The organism is Pseudomonas sp. AA-38 (genome assembly GCF_029457475.1).
Taxonomy (GTDB): domain Bacteria; phylum Pseudomonadota; class Gammaproteobacteria; order Pseudomonadales; family Pseudomonadaceae; genus Aquipseudomonas.
Genome location: NZ_CP120359.1, coordinates 261,373 through 278,991, shown reverse-complemented (window position 1 = coordinate 278,991; position 17,619 = coordinate 261,373). Strand labels below are relative to the sequence as shown.

At 63.2% G+C, this 17,619-nt stretch carries 15 protein-coding genes; 4 read left to right on the top strand and 11 right to left on the bottom strand.

The genetic code is table 11. From position 1 onward, the window contains the following. The 7 genes from PVE35_RS01285 to kdpF form a co-directional block, all read right to left on the bottom strand. On the bottom strand, positions 1-1,248 hold the full coding sequence (locus PVE35_RS01285) for a dienelactone hydrolase family protein (protein ID WP_277373529.1): 1,248 nt from the start codon (positions 1,246-1,248) through the stop codon (positions 1-3). 100 nt (positions 1,249-1,348) lie between these two features. Further along, a complete protein-coding gene (locus tag PVE35_RS01280; protein ID WP_277373528.1) occupies positions 1,349-2,041 on the bottom strand; it encodes a response regulator in 693 nt (230 codons plus the stop codon). Further along, positions 2,041-4,692, bottom strand: a complete 2,652-nt coding sequence (locus PVE35_RS01275) for a sensor histidine kinase KdpD (protein WP_277373527.1) — start codon at positions 4,690-4,692, stop codon at positions 2,041-2,043. Before PVE35_RS01275 ends, PVE35_RS01280 begins: the two co-directional genes overlap by 1 nt. Positions 4,693-4,702: 10 nt before the next feature. Further along, complete coding sequence (gene kdpC, locus PVE35_RS01270) at positions 4,703-5,260, bottom strand: potassium-transporting ATPase subunit KdpC (RefSeq protein ID WP_277373526.1); 558 nt, start codon at positions 5,258-5,260, stop codon at positions 4,703-4,705. A 101-nt stretch (positions 5,261-5,361) separates the two neighbouring features. Continuing rightward, positions 5,362-7,419, bottom strand: coding sequence for a potassium-transporting ATPase subunit KdpB (kdpB, locus tag PVE35_RS01265; RefSeq protein WP_277373525.1), 2,058 nt, complete (start codon positions 7,417-7,419; stop codon positions 5,362-5,364). A 13-nt stretch (positions 7,420-7,432) separates the two neighbouring features. Continuing rightward, the gene (gene kdpA / locus PVE35_RS01260) at positions 7,433-9,121 is read right to left on the bottom strand and encodes a potassium-transporting ATPase subunit KdpA (RefSeq protein ID WP_277373524.1); all 1,689 of its coding nucleotides are present in this window, start codon (positions 9,119-9,121) and stop codon (positions 7,433-7,435) included. Between the two features lie 10 nt (positions 9,122-9,131). Next, a complete protein-coding gene (gene kdpF, locus PVE35_RS01255; protein ID WP_017676012.1) occupies positions 9,132-9,221 on the bottom strand; it encodes a K(+)-transporting ATPase subunit F in 90 nt (29 codons plus the stop codon). 1,059 nt (positions 9,222-10,280) lie between these two features. Between kdpF and PVE35_RS01250 the strand changes: the two genes are divergently transcribed. Together PVE35_RS01250 and PVE35_RS01245 are read left to right on the top strand one after the other, a co-directional pair. Beyond that, positions 10,281-10,829: a HEPN domain-containing protein gene (locus PVE35_RS01250; RefSeq protein ID WP_277373523.1), complete on the top strand. Its 549-nt coding sequence runs from the start codon at positions 10,281-10,283 to the stop codon at positions 10,827-10,829. 104 nt (positions 10,830-10,933) lie between these two features. Beyond that, a complete protein-coding gene (locus tag PVE35_RS01245; protein ID WP_277373522.1) occupies positions 10,934-11,338 on the top strand; it encodes a hypothetical protein in 405 nt (134 codons plus the stop codon). 244 nt (positions 11,339-11,582) lie between these two features. Here PVE35_RS01245 and PVE35_RS01240 read toward each other — a convergent pair whose 3' ends face one another. After that, positions 11,583-12,452, bottom strand: a complete 870-nt coding sequence (locus PVE35_RS01240; RefSeq protein WP_277373521.1) for a LysR family transcriptional regulator — start codon at positions 12,450-12,452, stop codon at positions 11,583-11,585. A gap of 154 nt (positions 12,453-12,606) precedes the next feature. On the opposite strand from PVE35_RS01240, the gene PVE35_RS01235 reads away from it, so the two are divergent. Together PVE35_RS01235 and PVE35_RS01230 are read left to right on the top strand one after the other, a co-directional pair. Next, a complete protein-coding gene (locus PVE35_RS01235; protein WP_268180572.1) occupies positions 12,607-13,584 on the top strand; it encodes a hypothetical protein in 978 nt (325 codons plus the stop codon). A gap of 128 nt (positions 13,585-13,712) precedes the next feature. Beyond that, on the top strand, positions 13,713-14,480 hold the full coding sequence (locus PVE35_RS01230; protein ID WP_268180570.1) for a sulfite exporter TauE/SafE family protein: 768 nt from the start codon (positions 13,713-13,715) through the stop codon (positions 14,478-14,480). Positions 14,481-14,703: 223 nt separating this feature from the next. Here PVE35_RS01230 and PVE35_RS01225 read toward each other — a convergent pair whose 3' ends face one another. The 3 genes from PVE35_RS01225 to PVE35_RS01215 are packed head-to-tail and all read right to left on the bottom strand — an operon-like array spanning position 14,704 to position 17,570. Further along, a complete protein-coding gene (locus tag PVE35_RS01225) occupies positions 14,704-15,519 on the bottom strand; it encodes an ABC transporter ATP-binding protein (RefSeq protein ID WP_268180569.1) in 816 nt (271 codons plus the stop codon). Further along, the gene (locus tag PVE35_RS01220; protein ID WP_277373520.1) at positions 15,516-16,568 is read right to left on the bottom strand and encodes an iron ABC transporter permease; all 1,053 of its coding nucleotides are present in this window, start codon (positions 16,566-16,568) and stop codon (positions 15,516-15,518) included. The genes PVE35_RS01225 and PVE35_RS01220 overlap by 4 nt, the downstream gene beginning before the upstream one ends. Before the next feature lie 9 nt (positions 16,569-16,577). Beyond that, positions 16,578-17,570 (bottom strand): ABC transporter substrate-binding protein, encoded by a 993-nt coding sequence (locus PVE35_RS01215; RefSeq protein WP_277373519.1) that lies wholly within the window; start codon positions 17,568-17,570, stop codon positions 16,578-16,580. Between the last annotated feature and the right edge of the window lie 49 nt (positions 17,571-17,619).

Here is a 17,619-nt window from a genome sequence, read left to right as displayed (position 1 = left end):
TCAGCCCTCGATCAGCTTGCCGGCGCTGGTGGGCCAGCTCGGCATCAGGGTGTTGGAGGGCAGGCCCTCGTCGAGCAGCTTGTGCGCGGTTTCGGCACCGGCCACCGGCAGGCCCTCGGGATCGAGCAGACCGATCTGCACCAGCACGCTGGCCTGATCCCAGTAGATGTGCTCGTGGTACAGCTTCGGCCCACGGAACTTGACCACCCCGAGCATGGGGATCTCGACGAAGCGGCCGGTGGGCGCGATGCCGGGCAGCAGCCAGTCGATCTCCTGGTCATGGGTGAAGCTCATGATGAATTCGTCGACGATCTGCGAGGCGCCGATGGTGCGCGAGATCGGCGTCAGCGCCATGTCCTTGGGGTTGCCGTGGACGAAGTGGTAGCGGTAGAAGCGCGCCAGCTCGCGGTAGCCCACGCCGCCGGTCATGGTGGGGATATGGTTGACGTAGGGCTCGGGCACCATGGTGGCCATGGTCGCCGGCACGTCACGGGTGTCGAACTCGTGGCGGATGTGTTCCTCCCACAGGTCGGAGAGGTTGTAGTCCGGGCCGATGGTGCGGCGCAACGCGGCGATGCTGCGCTCGTGGGCCAGCAGCGCCGAAGGCTTGTGGTAGTGGTGCCCAGCCGGGCGGGCGAAGGCATGATCGACACCGGGATAGACGTAGGCCTCGGTGCCCGGGCGCTGCGCCAGCGCCGCGACGATGGCCTCGCGAGCCGGCGCCGGGCAGAAGCCATCGAGCTCGGCGAGGTGCAGCACTAGGCGGCCCTGCAGCCCTTCCAGCTCGTGCAGGGCATTCTCGATGCCGACCCCGTAGTAGCCCACGGCGCAAGCCACCTGCGGCAGGCGACAGCCGGCCAGGTAGGCGAGCTTGCCACCGAGGCAGTAGCCGACCACGCCGAGCCCGGCCTCACTGCATTCGGGCAGGGTCTTGAGGAAGCTCAGGCTGGCGTCGATATCAGCCACGCCGAGGTGCTCGTCGAAGGCCTGGTACAGCGCCAGGGCCTTGTCGAAGTCTTCCAGGGTGTAGCCTAGCTCGACACCCGCCTGCTGACGCCAGTACAGATCCGGCACCAGCACGGTGTAGCCTTCCTCGGCCAGGTGGTCGGCCACCACGCGCATGGCCTCGTTGACCCCGAAGATCTCCTGGCAGAGCACGACGCCCGGCCCTTTGCCGTCGACCGAAACGGCCAGATAGGCGGCGAACTGGCCATCCTTCGCGGGAACTTGAATGTAACGACCTTGCATGGCGGCGACTCCAACGATTGCTTGCGTTGGATCGATCTTCCGCCGGACGAACCTGTCGCTCTATCCGCTCAGTGCCGGGGATATCCGTCAGGTGCGTGGTTTATTGCGAGTCGCGCAGGCGATAACCGACACCGGCCTCGGTGATCAGATAGCGTGGCGCGGCCGGGTCGTCGCCGAGCTTCTGCCGCAGGTGGCCGACCACCACGCGCAGGTAATGGCTGTCGCCGGCGTGACTGGGGCCCCAGATATCACGCAGCAACTGTTGCTGGGTGACCACCCGCCCGAGGTGCTGGGCGAGCAGCGCCAGCACCGCGTATTCCTTGGGCGTCAGGGCGATTTCGGCACCGTCGAGGCTGACCCGGCGATAGGCCAGGTCGATGTTCAGCGCGCCACAGGCGATGCTCGCCGGCAGCGCTTCGCGGCCCTGGCCCTGGCGCAGCAGCACGCGCACCCGGGCGAGGAATTCCTGGATGCCGAACGGCTTGGTCACGTAGTCATTGGCGCCGCCGTCCAACGCCAGCACCTTTTCGCCCTCGCTGGCGCGCACCGAGAGCACCAGCACCGGCACCTGGCTCCATTCGCGCAGGCCGCGCAGCACCTGCTGGCCATCGAGGTCGGGCAGGCCGAGGTCGAGCACGACGAGATCGGGGTTATGCAACGCCGCCTGGGCCAGGCCGTCTTCGCCGTTGGCCGCCTCCAGCACCCGGTAGCCCTGGGCGCTGAGGGCGATACGCAGGAACTTGCGGATCTGCGCCTCATCGTCGATCAGCAGAATGCTCGGCCCCTGGCTCATCAGTCTTCCTCGGCGGCTTGCGGTTGCGTGGTCAGCGGCAGGTGCAGGGTCAGGCTGGCGCCACGGCCATCGAGGCCCTCGCCGACCGTGACGCGACCGCCGTGAGCGCCAACCATGCCTTGGCAGATGGCCAGGCCCAGGCCGGTGCCCTGGCCGCCGCGATCACCCCGCGCAGCGGTGTAGAACATGTCGAAGATCTTCGCCCGTTCCGCCTCGGGAATGCCAGGGCCCTGGTCGGCGACGACGAAGCGCAGCTCCTGTTCGTCGTATTCCAGCGCCACGCGCAGGCGGCCACCGGGCGGCGAGAAGCGCGCGGCGTTCTCCAGCACGTTGACCAGCGCCTGCTCGATCAGCGCCGCATGCACACGCAGCAGCGGTGGCTCCGGCGGCAGCAGGCACTCGACCCGCAGCGGCGCGAGCACCGCGCGCAGGCGTTGCAGGGCGCTGGCGACGATGTCGCTGGGCGCCACCCAGTCGCGCGCCAGCTTGAGTCCGCCGTGGCCGAGGCGGGTCATGTCGAGCAGGTTCTGGATATAGCGGTCGAGGCGCTCGGCTTCGTCGCGGGTGCCCTCCAGCAGCTCGGTGCGATCCGCCGCGGGGATGGCATCACCCAGCGCCAGCAGGCTGTCGATGGAGCCGCGCATGGCGGTCAGCGGCGTGCGCAGGTCATGCGATACCGAGGCCAGCAGCGCGCTGCGCAGTTCCTCGGTCTGCCCGTGCAGGCGCGCGGCCTCCAGCTCCTCGGCCAGTTGCGCACGGGCCAGGGCCTGCGCCAGCGGTTGGCCCAGGGCGGCGACCAGGCGCCGGCGCTCGTCCGCCAGCGGCGCGCTGTCGGCGCTCTGCAGGCCGATCAGCAACAACGGCCCCTCCTCGCCACAAAGCGGCCACCACCACCAGCGGCTGCTGGGCAGAGTATCGGTAGCGCGCCCGGCAGGCTGCTCATGCTGCCAGGCCCAGTCAGCGGCGGCGCGCTCGGCATCGGCCAGCTCGGTGTGCTGGCCGCCCTCGTGCTGCCATTGCCCATCCGCGTTGCGCGACAGCAGGGTCAATTGCATCTCCGCCCAGCCGCCCAGTTGCTGCTCGGCCACGGCCAGCACAGCCTGGCGGTCGGCAGCGGCGGTGAGCTTGCGCGACAGCTCCAGCAGCGCCGTGGTTTCGCCCTGTGCCTGACGCAGCGCCTGCACCTGGCGGCGCTGACGGCTGGCCAGGTTGCCGGTCAGCCCGGCCATGAGCAGGAAGAACAACAGGGTCAGCACGTCCTCCTGACGCTGGATGCGCAGGGTCAAGGTCGGCGGAATGAACAGGAAGTTGTAGGCCAGGAACGACAACCCCGAGCAGGCCAGCGCCGGGCCCAGGCTGCTGCGCACCGCCACCAGCAGCACGGCGGCGAGGAACACCAGGGAGATGTTCGGCAACTCCAGCACCTGCGCCAGGCCGAGGGAGATCAGCGTGGCACCGGCGGCGGCCAGCGTGGCCCACAGGTAGTCGCGCCAATGCGCGGCAATGCGTGTGCGCCGGCCCGCCGCAGGCTGAGCAGCGGCCGCATCCAGCACGCTCACCTCCAGCCCAGCGCCAGCCGCCAGCAGGCGTTCGCCGAGGCCGCGCCCGAACCAGCGCCGACGCAAACGCGGCGTGCTGCTGCCGACCAGGATCAGGCTGGCGCGACGCTCACGGGCATGGTCGAGCAGCGTGCGCGCCACCGAGTCGCCGTGCAGCGTCACCACTTCGCCGCCGAGGCGCTCGGCCAGGCGCTGCGCCGCTTGCAGCCGCGCCCGTTGCTCCTCATCCATGGCTGCGCGACTGTCCACATGCACCACCGACCAGGGCAGATGACGCCGCTCGGCCACCGCGCAGGCGTGGCGCACCAGGCGCTCGGCCTCGCCGTCGCCGTCCACTCCCACCAGCAGGCGGCCGAGCACGCTGGGCGCGGCCTGGCCGAGCTGGCGATAGCGTTGGTCGAGGTCCGCATCGACCCGTGCGGCGGCGGTCTGCATGGCCAGCTCGCGCAGCGCGGTGAGGTTGGTCGGCGAGAAGAAGGCGTCGATGGCCGCCCGCGCCTGCTCGGGCATGTACACCTTGCCGTCGCGCAGGCGTTCGAGCAGCTCACGCGGCGGCAGATCGACCAGCTGGATCTCGTCGGCTTCCTGCAGCACCCAGTCGGGCACGGTTTCGCGCACCTGCACGCCGGTGATATCGCGGACGCGGTCGTTGAGGCTTTCCAGGTGCTGGACGTTGACCGTGGTGTAGATGTCGATGCCGGCAGCAAGCAGCTCCTGCACGTCCTGCCAGCGCTTGGCGTGGCGGCTGCCGGGCGCGTTGCTGTGCGCCAGCTCATCCACCAGCGCCAGCTTGGGTGGGTCGGCCAGCAGGCCGTCGAGATCCATCTCGCTCAGCTCCAGGCCGCGATACGGCAGGCGCAATGGCGGCTGTTGCGGCAGGCCCAGCAGCAGCGCCTCGGTCTCGCTGCGGCCGTGGCTTTCCACCACCCCGGCGCGCAGCGCCACGCCCTGGCGCAGTTGCGCATGGGCGGCCTGGAGCATGGCGTAGGTCTTGCCCACGCCCGGCGCCGCGCCAAGGAATACCTTGAGCCGGCCACGGCCTTCGCGGGGCAGGTCGGCGAGCAGCGCTTCTGCGCGCAGGCTGTCGTTCATCGAACACTCGTCACGGGGAAGAAGTGGAAGGATTGTCGGCCAGCGCCAGGTTCAGGGCCAGTACATTGACCACGGCCGGGCCGAACAGCGGGCGCTCGGTATGCGCCTCGACCAGACGCAGCAGCTCCACTTGCGACAGGCCACGTGCCTGGGCGATGCGCGGCACCTGCCAGGCAGCGGCCTCAGGCGATAGCTGCGGGTCGAGGCCGCTGCCCGAGGTGGTCACCAGTTGCATCGGCACTGGCGCCTGGCCGCTCAGGTTGGCGCTGGCCTGTTCGATGCGGGCGCGCAGTTTCGGATTACCGGCTGACAGGTTGCTGGCAGCGCTGGCCACGGTGGCGTAATCGCCGGCCGAAGGGCGCGGCTGGAACCACTGATCGCCGTCGAAGGCCTGGGCGATCAGACGGCTGCCGCGTACCTGGCCGGCATCATCACGCACCAGGCTGCCGGCGGCCTGATCGGGGAAGGCCACCTGGGCCACCCCGGTGACCGCCAATGGATAGACCACGCCAGTGAGCAGGGTCATCAGCGCCAGAGTGGCAATGGCGGGGCGGATTGAGTTGAGCATGATGAGTCTCCAAATAGGCGAATCGCTTGTCTCCCCTCTCCCGCTTGCGGGAGAGGGGCCGGGGGAGAGGGAGCTGACCGCGTGTGAACGAAACAACGTGGTTACACCCAACCCAACCCCACCAGCAGCAGGTCGAGCAGCTTGATCCCGACGAAGGGCGCCACCAGCCCGCCGAGGCCGTAGATCAGCAGGTTGCGCCGCAACAACTGGCCGGCGTCCAGCGCCTGGATGCGTACGCCGCGCAGCGCCAGCGGGATCAGCGCGACGATGATCAGCGCGTTGAACACGATGGCCGAGAGGATCGCGCTCTGCGGGCTGTGCAACTGCATCAGGTTGAGCGTGCCGAGCTGCGGGTAGATGCCGGCGAACAACGCCGGGAGGATGGCGAAGTACTTGGCCACATCATTGGCCACCGAGAAGGTGGTCAGCGCGCCTCGGGTCACCAGCAGCTCCTTGCCCACCTGCACCACGTCGATCAGCTTGGTCGGGTCGCTATCCAGATCCACCAGGTTGGCGGCCTCGCGAGCGGCCTGGGTGCCGTCGTTCATGGCCAGGCCGACGTCGGCCTGGGCCAGCGCCGGGGCGTCGTTGGCGCCGTCGCCGCACATCGCCACCAGCTTGCCTTCGGCCTGCTCGGCGCGGATGCGTGAGAGCTTCTTCTCCGGCGTGGCCTCGGCAATCACGTCGTCGACACCCGCCTCGGCGGCGATGGCAGCGGCAGTCAGCGGGTTGTCGCCGGTGACCATCACGGTGCGGATGCCCATGGCGCGCAGCTCGGCGAAACGCTCGCGGATGCCCGGTTTGACCACGTCCTTGAGGTGGATGGCGCCAAGCAGGCGACCATTGCCGGCCACCAGCAACGGTGTGCCGCCGCTCTGGGCGATCTTCTCCACCTCGCGCGCCAGCGGCGCTGGCAGCTCATCACGGCCCAGGCCGAGGTAGGCCAGCACCGCATCCACCGCGCCCTTGCGGTAGGCCACGCCACCAACATCAGCGCCGGACAGGCGCGTCTCGGCGCTGAAAGCGATCAGGGTCATGCCGCTGCGGTCGGGTACCTCCATCGGGTGCAGGGATGCCAGGTATTCGACGATGGACTTGCCCTCCGGCGTGTCGTCGCCCTGCGAGGCCAGCAGCGCCGCCTCGGCCAGCTCCGGCGTGGTGACGCCCGGCGCCTTGAGCATGGCGCTGCAGCGACGGTTGCCGAAGGTGATGGTGCCGGTCTTGTCCAGCAGCAGCGTGTGCACGTCGCCGGCGGCCTCCACGGCGCGGCCGGACTTGGCGATGACGTTGAGGCGCACCAGGCGATCCATGCCGGCGATGCCGATGGCCGAGAGCAGGCCGCCGATGGTGGTGGGGATCAGCGTGACCAGCAGCGCCGCCAGGTAGATCAGCGGCAAGTCGCCACCGGCGAAGCGGGCGAACGGCTGCAGCGTGGCCACCACCAGCAGGAAGATCAGGGTCAGGCCGATCAGCAGGATATCCAGCGCCACCTCGTTGGGCGTCTTCTGTCGGCGTGCGCCTTCGACCAGGGCGATCATGCGGTCGAGGGTGGACTCGCCGGGGTTGGCGCTGATCCGCACCAGCAGCCAGTCCGACACCAGGCGGGTATTGCCGGTGACCGCCGAGCGGTCGCCGCCGGACTCGCGGATCACCGGCGCGGACTCGCCGGTAATCGCCGCTTCGTTGACCGCTGCAACGCCTTCGATCACCTCGCCGTCGCCGGGGATCAATTCACCGGCCTCGACCCGCACCACATCGCCCTTGCGCAAGCTGCTAGCCGGCACGGACTGGAACTGCTCGCCGACCTGTTTGTTCGCCATCAAGCCCTGACTGCCGGACTTCAGGCTGTCGGCGCGGGCCTTGCCACGGCCCTCGGCCAGGGCCTCGGCGAAGTTGGCGAATAGCACGGTGAACCACAGCCACAGGGCGATCTGCACGCCTAAGGCAGTGCTTACTGCAGGGTTGGGGACGAAGCACAGCACGCTGGTGACCAGCGCCGTCAGCTCCACCACCAGCATCACCGGCGAGCGCACCAGTTGGCGCGGGTCGAGCTTGACGAAGGCCTGCTTGAGGGCCGGGCGCCACAGCGCGCCGAGGCCGGTCTGCGGCTGGCTGCTGGACGATTGGGCGCTGCGTTGCGCCGTTACGGGGGCATTCATCACGGTTTCTCCTTCAGAACGCCAGGTGTTCGGCCAGCGGGCCCAGGGCCAGCGCCGGCATGAAGGTCAGGCCACCCACCAGGAGGATGGTCAGGGTCAGCAGCACGACGAACAGCGGCCCATGGGTGGGAAAGCTGTTCTGCCCTTGCGGCGCGGCGCGCTTGGCCGCCAGGCTGCCGGCAATCGCCAGCACCGGCAGGATGTAGCCGAAGCGCCCGAGCAGCATGGCCAGGCCGAGCATCAGGTCGTGGTAGGGCGTGTCGGCGCCGAAGCCGGCGAAGGCCGAGCCGTTGTTGCCGGTGGCCGAGCCGTAGGCGTACAGCGCCTGGCTGAAACCGTGCGGGCCGGGATTGCCGATGGACGCCGACGGGCCGGCGAAACTCACCGCCAGAGCGCCGAACACCAGCACGCCGAGCGGCATCACCAGCAGCGTGGCGACCATCAGGCGCACTTCGCGGGCTTCCAGCTTCTTGCCCAGGTAGGCCGGGGTGCGGCCGATCATCAGGCCGGCGAGGAATACCGCGATCAGCACGAACAGCAGCATGCCGTAGAGGCCGGCGCCAACGCCGCCGAAGACGATCTCGCCGAGCAGCATGTTGACCAGCGGCACCAGCCCACCAAGGGCGCTGAAGCTGTCGTGCATGGCGTTCACCGAGCCGTTGGACGCCGCCGTGGTGGCCGTGGCCCAGAGCACCGAGGCAAAGCTGCCAAAGCGCGCCTCCTTGCCCTCCAGCGAGCCGACCTGCTCGATGGGCAGCCCCGCCAGCGCCGGGTTCGGCTGCAACTCCGCCCAGGCGCACACACCCAGGCCGATGACGAACAGCAGCAGCATGCTGGCGAGGATCGCCCGGCTCTGGCGCAGGTCACGCACGTAATGGCCGAAGGTGAACACCAACGCCGCCGGGATCAACAGGATCGACGCCAGCTCCAGCAGGTTGCTCAGCGCCGTGGGGTTCTCGAACGGATGCGCCGAGTTGACGCCGAAGAAGCCGCCGCCATTGGTGCCCAGTTGCTTGATGGCGATCTGGCTGGCCGCCGGCCCCATCGGCAGGGTCTGCTGACTGCCCTGCAAGGTGGTGGCGGACACATAGTCGCTGAAGTTCTGCGGCACACCCTGCCACACCAGCAGCACGGCCAGCACCAAGCACAGCGGCAGCAGGCCGTAGAGCACGGCACGGGTGATGTCGACCCAGAAATTGCCCAGGCGGTCGCTGGACTGCCGCGCCAGACCCCGGCACAGCACCACCAGCACCGCCAAACCCACTGCCGGGCTGACGAAATTCTGCACGCCAAGGCCGAGCATCTGGCTGAAATAACTGAGCTGCGCCTCACCGCTGTAGGCCTGCCAGTTGGTATTGGTGACGAAGCTCACCGCCGTGTTGAACGCCAGTGGCAGGCTCAGTCCGGCGAGCTGCTGCGGGTTGAGCGGCAAGGCGCCCTGCAGCAGCAGAATGCTCATCAGCGCCAGCAGGCAAACCAGGGTGAAGGCCAGCAGCGCCAGGGCGTATCCGCGCCAGCTCTGCTCCTGCTCCGGGTCGACGCCGGCCACGCGGTAGCACAGGCGCTCCAGCGGCAGCAGTACCGGGCTGAGCCAGGTGCGCTGGCCCTCCATCACGCGATAGAAGTAGCGCCCGAGAAAGGGTGCCGGTGCCAGCACCAGCAGGGAAAAGGCCGCCAGCAGCAGCCAGTCGTAGTCATGCATGGCCGTCTCCTCAACCACGCCCTGCGGTGAGCAGCGCCACCAGCAGATAGGCGAAGAGGCCGACCACCAGGATCAGCGACACACCATCGATTGCGTTCATATGCAAAGCTCCACGATGCGGGGAATCCGCTCGCGAGCATTGTCGAAAGGCTGCCCGTAAAAATTCGATTGCCGCCCCGCCGCCGGGGCGTAAAGAAATCGTATTGATACAGAGGGATCAGCCCTGTGGGAGGCGCTTCAGCGGCGACAGGGCCGCTACGCTGCATGGACGTGGCACCCGTAGGGTGGGCGGCGCACGAACACCGCACCAACAGGGCACCTACCAACTCGATGCGCCGCGTAACCCACCAAGCAATGGCAAGCCGCGCGTAAGGCATATGCGCGAAGCAGCACCCCGTTGGAGGGCGTATTGGGCGTGAGTCGCGGCGCGGAACTGGACATGGCCCGGCGGACTGTTCGCTGGCGCTCCTGAGGCCGTCCTACAGCGGTCGGCGTTCCGGTTCGCCCTACGATCAGCCGGCCAATTTAGCTATAGAAGATGAAGCCGAGCGACATCGCACGAAAAACCACCAGGCCCACGTAACCCTTACCCCGCCTGGCTCAAAGAGGTTTTCCCAGACCTTATCCACAGCGCTTTCCCCAGATTCTGTGCACGACTCCCACAAAGGCGCTCCCACTCTGCCCGGCTGTTGAAAACTCGAGCCAAGTGTTTGATTAAAAGCGATATTCCGTCTGGCAATAACGCCAGCAAATCATCATTGGGCAAAAACTGAACGGCCTGATGAGACCCGCTTGAATGCTAAGCGCGGAGGGCTTTTGCAAAGGTTATCCACAGTGGTGTTAACAGATTTTGTGGGTGGGTTTGGGAAGGTCTGGACTGCCACCGTGACACGAGAAAATGGCCGGGATGGCATTTTGCCCACGAGGAATGGACAGCTCAGTGGTGGATGGAATAGGTTTCTGGCTTGGTTCTGCTGGTGCAGTGATCCAGCAGATTGGGCTTGCCGTTATCTCTGTCGTGTTTCTCTCCAGGGGCTGTCGCGTTTCACGCGAACACCCTCAATCGAAACAAGGACTTGCAGGACGACAAGGAAGATTGTCGCGACAGGTATCGCGTGGAAACGTGAAATGAATGTCGTCTAATTAATAGTTAGAAATCATGCCGTCCAACGCAAATATAAAACTCAAGCAACGACTACAAGAGATTGACGAAGTAATATCTGCACGCAACGCAATATGTCCTGCAGGTGCCGGAAAGCCTGCCCAGAGAAAAGGAGCTGCAGTTATTAAAGCCGGAACAACGCTCCTCGCAGCTGTATTCGAGGGTTTTGTAGAGGAGCTATACGAAAAATCGCTAGATCTTTTACATCCGACGCTAATCAACGAGGTAAAAGAACTAAAAAAGCATACAAGCGAGAAAAATCACAACGCCAACAATCACCAGGTAAATAATTTATTCTTTTATGTCGGCATACCATGGATTATGCAATCAAGTAAAATTCGCTGGCAGAAATTCTCAAATACAGAAGTAAGAAAGACACTAGGCGCCCTATCTAGCGCCCGAAATAAAATAGCCCACGGCGGGAGCCACTCCGTCACAAAAACCCAACTCGTATTCTGGCGTAATTTTATTGAGCGCCTAGCTGACAAGCTTGACCTTGTAGTTGCTGATCATATCGAGACAAAAACGGGAAACCGCCCATGGTAACCTCCAACTAGAGAATGGGTATAGATTTACTTTCCGGGCACAAATAATGCGGATCAAAAGATAAATTCACCTCGTTTCTTCAAACTTTAAATCGAGCAAACTCAATGGATAAAAACCAACTTGTTTGGGATCACTTCAAATTCAACGCAGAGCAACGACTTAAGGGCTTCAATTTCTTCGTTCTACTCTCCATTTTTGCCGATGGCGGTGTTTTCGCTGCTCTCGAAAAAGGCTTAAACCCTAAACTCCTAATCTTGCTCGGTCTATTTATCATCTTGCTTTCAATTGTCTTCTGGCTGGTAGATAGCCGCAGCCGTCAACTCATAAACCTGACCATTCCCGCCTTGAAGGAAATGGAGTCTTCATTCCCTTCAAAATTTAAACTATTCGCTATTGACGCCGCGCATCAGGGCCCCATTATTAGATATACCTTTGCTATCCGCGCATTACTCGTCGCGCAGCTTTTATTTGGCCTCGGCATCGTTCTGTATGGTTATTGCCCATGGTAGCCGCACAGGAAAATAGGTGACATACCAGCAAATACCCCAGACAACCTCGCCCACGGTGGATGAAAAGGGGACAGGGGAAACGGGGACAGATTTATTTACTGTCCTTGCGGCCTAAATAGTTTCAGAATTTCGGTGCGCGCAGCGCACCCTACGATAAGAACGCCGATGCATCAGCAGCAAAGAATGCAGACAATATCTGAGCACCTCTGTCTTGCCTCGCGCGCTCCTGCAACACGTAGCCGAGTCACAGCCCCTTGAATTCATTCCTCAACAACTCAGCAAAAGCATCCTTGGCTCGATGGAAGCCCACATGTTTGTTCCAGACGAAATAATTCTGTACCGGCGATAACTGGCTGAAGGTGTAACCACTGATATTGCCGATTCTCTTGAACTGCTCGAAGACTCCAACCGGCACCAGGGATACCCCGGCACCCGCACTGACACAACCGAGGATGGTTCCATAGCTGGCGATGCTGGTGATAGAGGCGGACACGTCATGTTCGCTCAGCCAAACTTCGAGTGCGCGCCGGTAGGGGCACCCCTCGGGCCACATGAAGATGTTCACCTGCTTCAGATCCTCTGGTGCACGTATTTCGCCGACGGAGGGCGAGGCAATTATTACCAGAGGTTCCTTGTACACCTCTATTTGCACGATGTCGGGATGCCCGGAGTTGACTGCGATGATTGCACCATCCAGCTCATGCCCGGCCACATCGCTGATCAATTGCGACCAGGTGCCAGTGCTGAATTGCATCTGAACATCGGGATAAAGGTGGTGATACCTGGATAACAAGGCGGGTAGCCGCCCTGTTGCAGCCGATTCGATAGCGCCAATTTTCAATACGCCAGAAGGCGGTGCGTCAGGATCGAGCGCTCTCCGCGCCTCTTGGCAAAATGCCAGTATCTTGTTGGCATAAGCTAGGAACAACTCACCCGACGGACTGACGACCAAACCTCGCCCATGGCGGATGAACAGCGCCACCCCCAACTCCTGCTCCAGGAGTTTCAACCGATTCGTAATATTGGATGGGACGCAGTGCAGCACTTTTGATGCTTGCACGATACTGCCCTGCTCGGCGACCACTTTAAACATCTTTAGCTGTGCCAATTCCATTGCAACATCGCTCATTTAAAGTGAATGAACGACTGAATATAAGTTACTTGATCGGGGCACTCAAGCAACTTAGCGTTCGCCAAACCACCGCCATCAGGTGGTTGGCACAGCCAACGCATTGAATAGTCACCCCTTTAAGGATAAAGGTGAAACAATGACCGTCCCCTTACTGAAAAGCCATTCCGTAGTTTCTCGGCAATGTATATCCATGCAGCAATTTGGCGAAGCATTCATCGAGGCCCTGCCCAAGCATATCAGCGCCTTGAAAATACCTGGCCGCCTGCTCAGCAGCAATTCGCGTAGAGCCCCCATTCCCGCCCATATCGAGGACGTAGCCAGCCTCCAGCAAGCAATGCATGAAGTGCTTTGCCATGACACCACCCAGGAAGCACAAGGCTGGGCAGAGCGGTGTTTCAAGGCGTTTCTGGCGAAGAAGGCAGTGGATGCTGGCGTTCTGAAGTTCTTCAACGGCTGGAATGAAACTCACAAGACCACCAGTTTGGTGTCCGCAAAGATCATCATGCGTCTGGCCGCAGATGCTGTTTCCATCCCCGCGGAGCTAAAGACCAGTTACAGCAACGTCATGTCGCACATGCACGAGGTGGCGAAAGACGATTTCGGACTGGGCCATGAAGGCCACGATGGCATGTATCACTACATGACCGATGCGTTGGGAGCTTCGCGCTGGGTAGAGCGTCAGTTCGTCGTCGACGAGTGCAATGCGTTTTCCACGTTTCTCTACAAGGTGGGTATAGCGGAACATAAATCCGCCTTGGACTCTGTCGAGCACAGGCAATCCATCATGACCGCCATGATGACCTCGATTGCCTCGGAATTGTGGAACGGGCGAGAGTACAACTTCGTTGCCCAATACATCGAAGAAAAACTCTTGTCGTGCAATCCCTCCTTGGGCCTCGATAAACAGGCACTACGCAATGCCAAGGGCTACGTCATGGGGCACTCAGGCGAAGTAGAGAATCGCCATGGGCTGCATGCATTGGCCGCCGCTCAGGCTTATGCCCGTACCCTGGGGATAGGCTTCGACATACCGGAACTCAAGAGCGTGATGCTGGATTACAACCAGCGTGTAGGCAGAGCTTTCCAGAGCCTTTATCGCGAACTGACCCACTGAAAGGAAGCACGAAAACATGTGGCCATTGCGCATGTACAACCAACCGGAATGGTCACAGCAGTGCCGCCGTAGAACGCACAGCGCCCTCATGGTCGCCACACGAACATACCAGAGCCGGTACATGCTCCATGGGCATTGAACATGTCGTCTTTAGCCTGGGCTTCTTTGCTTTCTGCGGTGGTTTGATCGATGCGGCGGTCGGCGGCGGCGGCCTGGTACAGGTGCCTGCACTGCTGCATGCGCTGCCTCAACACAGCCTCGCCACCGTGTTCGGCACGAACAAGCTGGCGGTTCTCTTGGGAAATATCTCTTCCATCTCAAGCTACCTGAGAAGGATAAAGATCGTCTGGAGACTGCTGCTCCCGACGATGCTCTCTGCTTTCGTATTTTCTTTCCTGGGGGCGTTCTCCGTCTCGCTGATCCCCAAGGCGCTGATGGAATATGCCGTCTTCGTGGTTTTGATCGCCATGGCCATCTATACCTTCGCCAAGAAGGACTTTGGCCAGCTACAAACTAACCTGCGATACGGCAAGCGAGAAGTATTGCTAGGCATATTCTTCGGCGCGCTGCTCGGCTTCTACGATGGCGTATTCGGCCCTGGCAGCGGCAGCCTGTTGCTCTTCGTGTTCGTCAAATATTTCGGTTTCGATTTCCTGAACGCCTCGGCCTCCGCCAAGCTCGTCAATCTGGGTACGTTCAGCGCGGCGCTACTGTTCTTCGCGCCATCAGGCAACGTGTTGTGGCTGGCAGGCGGCATCGTGGGACTGTGCAACATCGCAGGATCGCTGACCGGCGTTTTCCTGGCTCTGCGCTATGGCAGCGGGTTCATCCGTATCTTTTTCCTGATCCTGCTGTTGTTTCTGATTGGCAGGATGGGGATGTCCCTGTTTTTCTGAGCAGGCGGCCCATGCCTCGGCATCGATGCCCACTCCATGTATTGATCAGCGCAGTTCATGCGAATGAAAGTTTCGGTTTCATTCTTGTCATTCCCCCTACGCCTCGTACAGAAAAAGCCCCCGGATTTCATCCGGGCTACGGCGCAGAGCAATACCGTGCGGGGCCAGGCGCTACGGGTGACGATGCGGCACTCATTCGGCTCGTCGAAGGCGCAGCCTGATCTCAGAGCTGTGCGGCGAGCGCTTCCCGTGCACTGTTCGCCTGACCACCGAGCGGCTGCACCACCGGGCGCCCCTGGCGGTCATGCAGGATGTCCACCTCCACGCCATAGGTGCTTTGCAGCAATTCTGGATTGACGATGCTCTGCGGGTGGCCGCTGGCGGCCAGTGTGCCGTCGACCAGTACCAGCAGGTTGTCGGCGTACTGACAGGCCAGGTTGAGGTCATGCAGCACCACCACCGTGACCAGATTGCGCGCACGAGTCTCGTGGCGCACACGGTCGAGCAAGGCGATCTGGTGACGCAGGTCGAGTGCGCTGACCGGCTCGTCGAGCAGCATCACCTTGGGTTCGCGCATCAGCACCTGAGCGAAGAAGGCCATCTGCCGCTGGCCACCGCTGAGCGAGCCGATGCTGCGCCCGGCCAGGTGAGCGATGCCGACCTGAGCAAGCTTCTCCATGGCACGTTCGAGCACGGCATCATCGAGGCGCAGACCGATCCGCCCGAGATTGCCCAGCACCACCACTTCGAGTACGGACAACGTCACTTCGGTGCTGCAATCCTGCGGCATGTAGGCGAACGCACGCCGCCAGGCATCGAGTACACGGCGCGGCGCATTGGCGGCGAGGCGCTGCCCGCCGTGCTCGATGCAGCCAGCGGCCAACGGCAGATCGCCAGCCAGGGCGCGCAGCAGGGTGGTCTTGCCCGTGCCGTTGGGGCCAAGCAACACATGGATGGAGCCCGCCTGCAAGGTGGCGCTGAGGCCATGCAGAATACGGCGCCCAGAGCGGTTGAGGCTGAGGCTGTCGAGCTGGATCATGCGTGGCCTCGCTGCGGTGCGAAGATCAGCCAAAGCAGGAATGGCACGCCGACGATGGCGGTGACGATGCCGATGGGAAACAGCGCGCCCGGAACGATGGATTTGGACAGAACCGATGCGGCCGACAACATGAAGGCACCACAGATGGCAGAAAGCGGCAGCAGAAAGCGCTGATCCTCTCCCACCAGCATGCGCGCGATATGCGGCGCTACCAGCCCGACGAAACCGATCACGCCGACGAAGCTGGTGGCCGTGGCAGTCATGATCGCCACCAGCAGCAGGATCTTCAGACGCAGCCAACGAATGTTCACACCGAGGCTCACCGCGCGGCTTTCTCCCAGGCTCAGGGCCGCCAGCTTCCAGGCATCCCCCATGAGGATCGCGCAGCAGACCAGGGTGGCCCCGGCGGTGATGCTCAGGGTCGTCCAGGTGGCCTTGCCCAGATTGCCGAACAACCAGAACAGGATCTGCTGCGAGAGCTCTGGCGATGACAAGAACTGCACCAGCGACAGCAGCGACTGGAACAGAAAGAGCATGGCAATGCCGCCGAGGATGATGGTGTGGCTACCGGCATGGCGCAGCGTGGCCAGGGCGAACAGAAAGGCCACCGCGAGCATGGAGCAGGCAAAGGCGCCCAGCGGCACACCGATCAACGGCCCCAGCCCGAAGCTGCCGAAGGCCAGGCTCAGCGCAGCGCCGAAACCAGCAGCGGCCGCCATGCCAAGCGTATAGGGGCTGGCCATGGGGTTGTTGAGCAGGGTTTGCATCTGCGAGCCCCCTGCCCCCAAGGCGGCTCCAACGGCGAGCGCCATGAGCGCCACCGGCAAGCGCAGGTCGTGGACGATGGTATCGGTCATCGCCTGGCGCTCACCGATGTTCAGCAGCGAACGCAGCACCTCCCAGGGCGAAAGCATGGAGGGACCGGTGGCGATATCCAGCACCAGGCAGGCGCCACACAAGAAGGCGAACAACAGGCAATTGCGCCAGCGCTTGCGCTCACGCAAGCGGTGCTCGGCAATGGCGCTGATTTCGAGTTGCGAAAGGCTCATGGGCAGGGCTTAGTCGTTGACGCCGATGGCATAGGTGCCTTCCGGCGCGATGGGCAGGTATTTGCGGAAGTAGTTCATGTAGTTGGCCACCGGGTCGAGGTCAGCGAACAGATCCGGGTATAGCTGCTTGGCGATGAACTGCATCAGGGCGAAGTCACCCAGGCTGCGCGACGCGCCCTGGTAGACACCATACAACCGACCCTCGCGGATGGCCGGCAGTTCCGCCCAGCCGGGACGGCTGGCGAACGCCTGCAGTTGCTTGCGTGCCACCGCCGGATCGACGCCCGGCCCCATGCTCAGAGCGCTGGGGTTAGTGTTGTCTTCACGCCCGGAAATGATGATCACCTCGGGGCGCGCCACCAATACCTGCTCGGGGTTGATCGGCCCCCACCACTCCACATAGGGCGCGGCGATGTTGTCACCACCGGCAGCGGTAGCCATGGCGCCCCACATGTTCTTGCCGTAGGTGAAGGAGTATTCGGCCGGCCCCTTGTTGCCGAACTCGATGTAGATGCGCGGCTTGGGCTTATGGGCGGCGGCGATACGGCTGTGGATATCCTCGATGGCGGCGGTGTAGAGATCGGCCAGTTCGCGGGCGCGGGCCTGCTGGCCGGTGATTTCGCCCAGCAGCAGGGTGGAGGCGACATGTCGCTCCAGCGTCTGCGCGTTGTAATCGATGACCAGCACGGGTACGCCGGCCTTCTCCAGCCGTGCGATCTCATCAGGCAGGGCCTGGTACTGCCAGACGGTGAGCAACAGCAGATCGGGATTGAGGCTCAGCACCTTCTCGACCGAAAAACTCTGCGTCTCCACCTCACCAACATCCGCCAGTTGCGCGATGGACGGGCGCTGAGCGACGTGTCGCTTCCAGTTCTCCGGCACCTTGCGCTCCCAGGCACCACGGGAAATACCCACCACCGCATCGAACGCCGTCTCGCCACCAACGGCCATGTAATCTTCGAAATTGAAGCCCAGCACCACGCGCTTGGCCGGCAGCGTCATTTCCACACTGCGGCCCAGAACGTCAACGACCTGCTGAGCCTGGCAAAGA

Coding starts and splice junctions, on each gene's coding strand:
- PVE35_RS01285 (WP_277373529.1), bottom strand. CDS start 1,248: ATGCAAGGTCGTTACATTCAAGTTCCCGCGAAGGATGGCCAGTTCGCC.
- PVE35_RS01280 (WP_277373528.1), bottom strand. CDS start 2,041: ATGAGCCAGGGGCCGAGCATTCTGCTGATCGACGATGAGGCGCAGATC.
- PVE35_RS01275 (WP_277373527.1), bottom strand. CDS start 4,692: ATGAACGACAGCCTGCGCGCAGAAGCGCTGCTCGCCGACCTGCCCCGC.
- kdpC (WP_277373526.1), bottom strand. CDS start 5,260: ATGCTCAACTCAATCCGCCCCGCCATTGCCACTCTGGCGCTGATGACC.
- kdpB (WP_277373525.1), bottom strand. CDS start 7,419: ATGAATGCCCCCGTAACGGCGCAACGCAGCGCCCAATCGTCCAGCAGC.
- kdpA (WP_277373524.1), bottom strand. CDS start 9,121: ATGCATGACTACGACTGGCTGCTGCTGGCGGCCTTTTCCCTGCTGGTG.
- kdpF (WP_017676012.1), bottom strand. CDS start 9,221: ATGAACGCAATCGATGGTGTGTCGCTGATCCTGGTGGTCGGCCTCTTC.
- PVE35_RS01250 (WP_277373523.1), top strand. CDS start 10,281: ATGCCGTCCAACGCAAATATAAAACTCAAGCAACGACTACAAGAGATT.
- PVE35_RS01245 (WP_277373522.1), top strand. CDS start 10,934: ATGGATAAAAACCAACTTGTTTGGGATCACTTCAAATTCAACGCAGAG.
- PVE35_RS01240 (WP_277373521.1), bottom strand. CDS start 12,452: ATGGAATTGGCACAGCTAAAGATGTTTAAAGTGGTCGCCGAGCAGGGC.
- PVE35_RS01235 (WP_268180572.1), top strand. CDS start 12,607: ATGACCGTCCCCTTACTGAAAAGCCATTCCGTAGTTTCTCGGCAATGT.
- PVE35_RS01230 (WP_268180570.1), top strand. CDS start 13,713: ATGGGCATTGAACATGTCGTCTTTAGCCTGGGCTTCTTTGCTTTCTGC.
- PVE35_RS01225 (WP_268180569.1), bottom strand. CDS start 15,519: ATGATCCAGCTCGACAGCCTCAGCCTCAACCGCTCTGGGCGCCGTATT.
- PVE35_RS01220 (WP_277373520.1), bottom strand. CDS start 16,568: ATGAGCCTTTCGCAACTCGAAATCAGCGCCATTGCCGAGCACCGCTTG.
- PVE35_RS01215 (WP_277373519.1), bottom strand. CDS start 17,570: ATGACGCTGCCGGCCAAGCGCGTGGTGCTGGGCTTCAATTTCGAAGAT.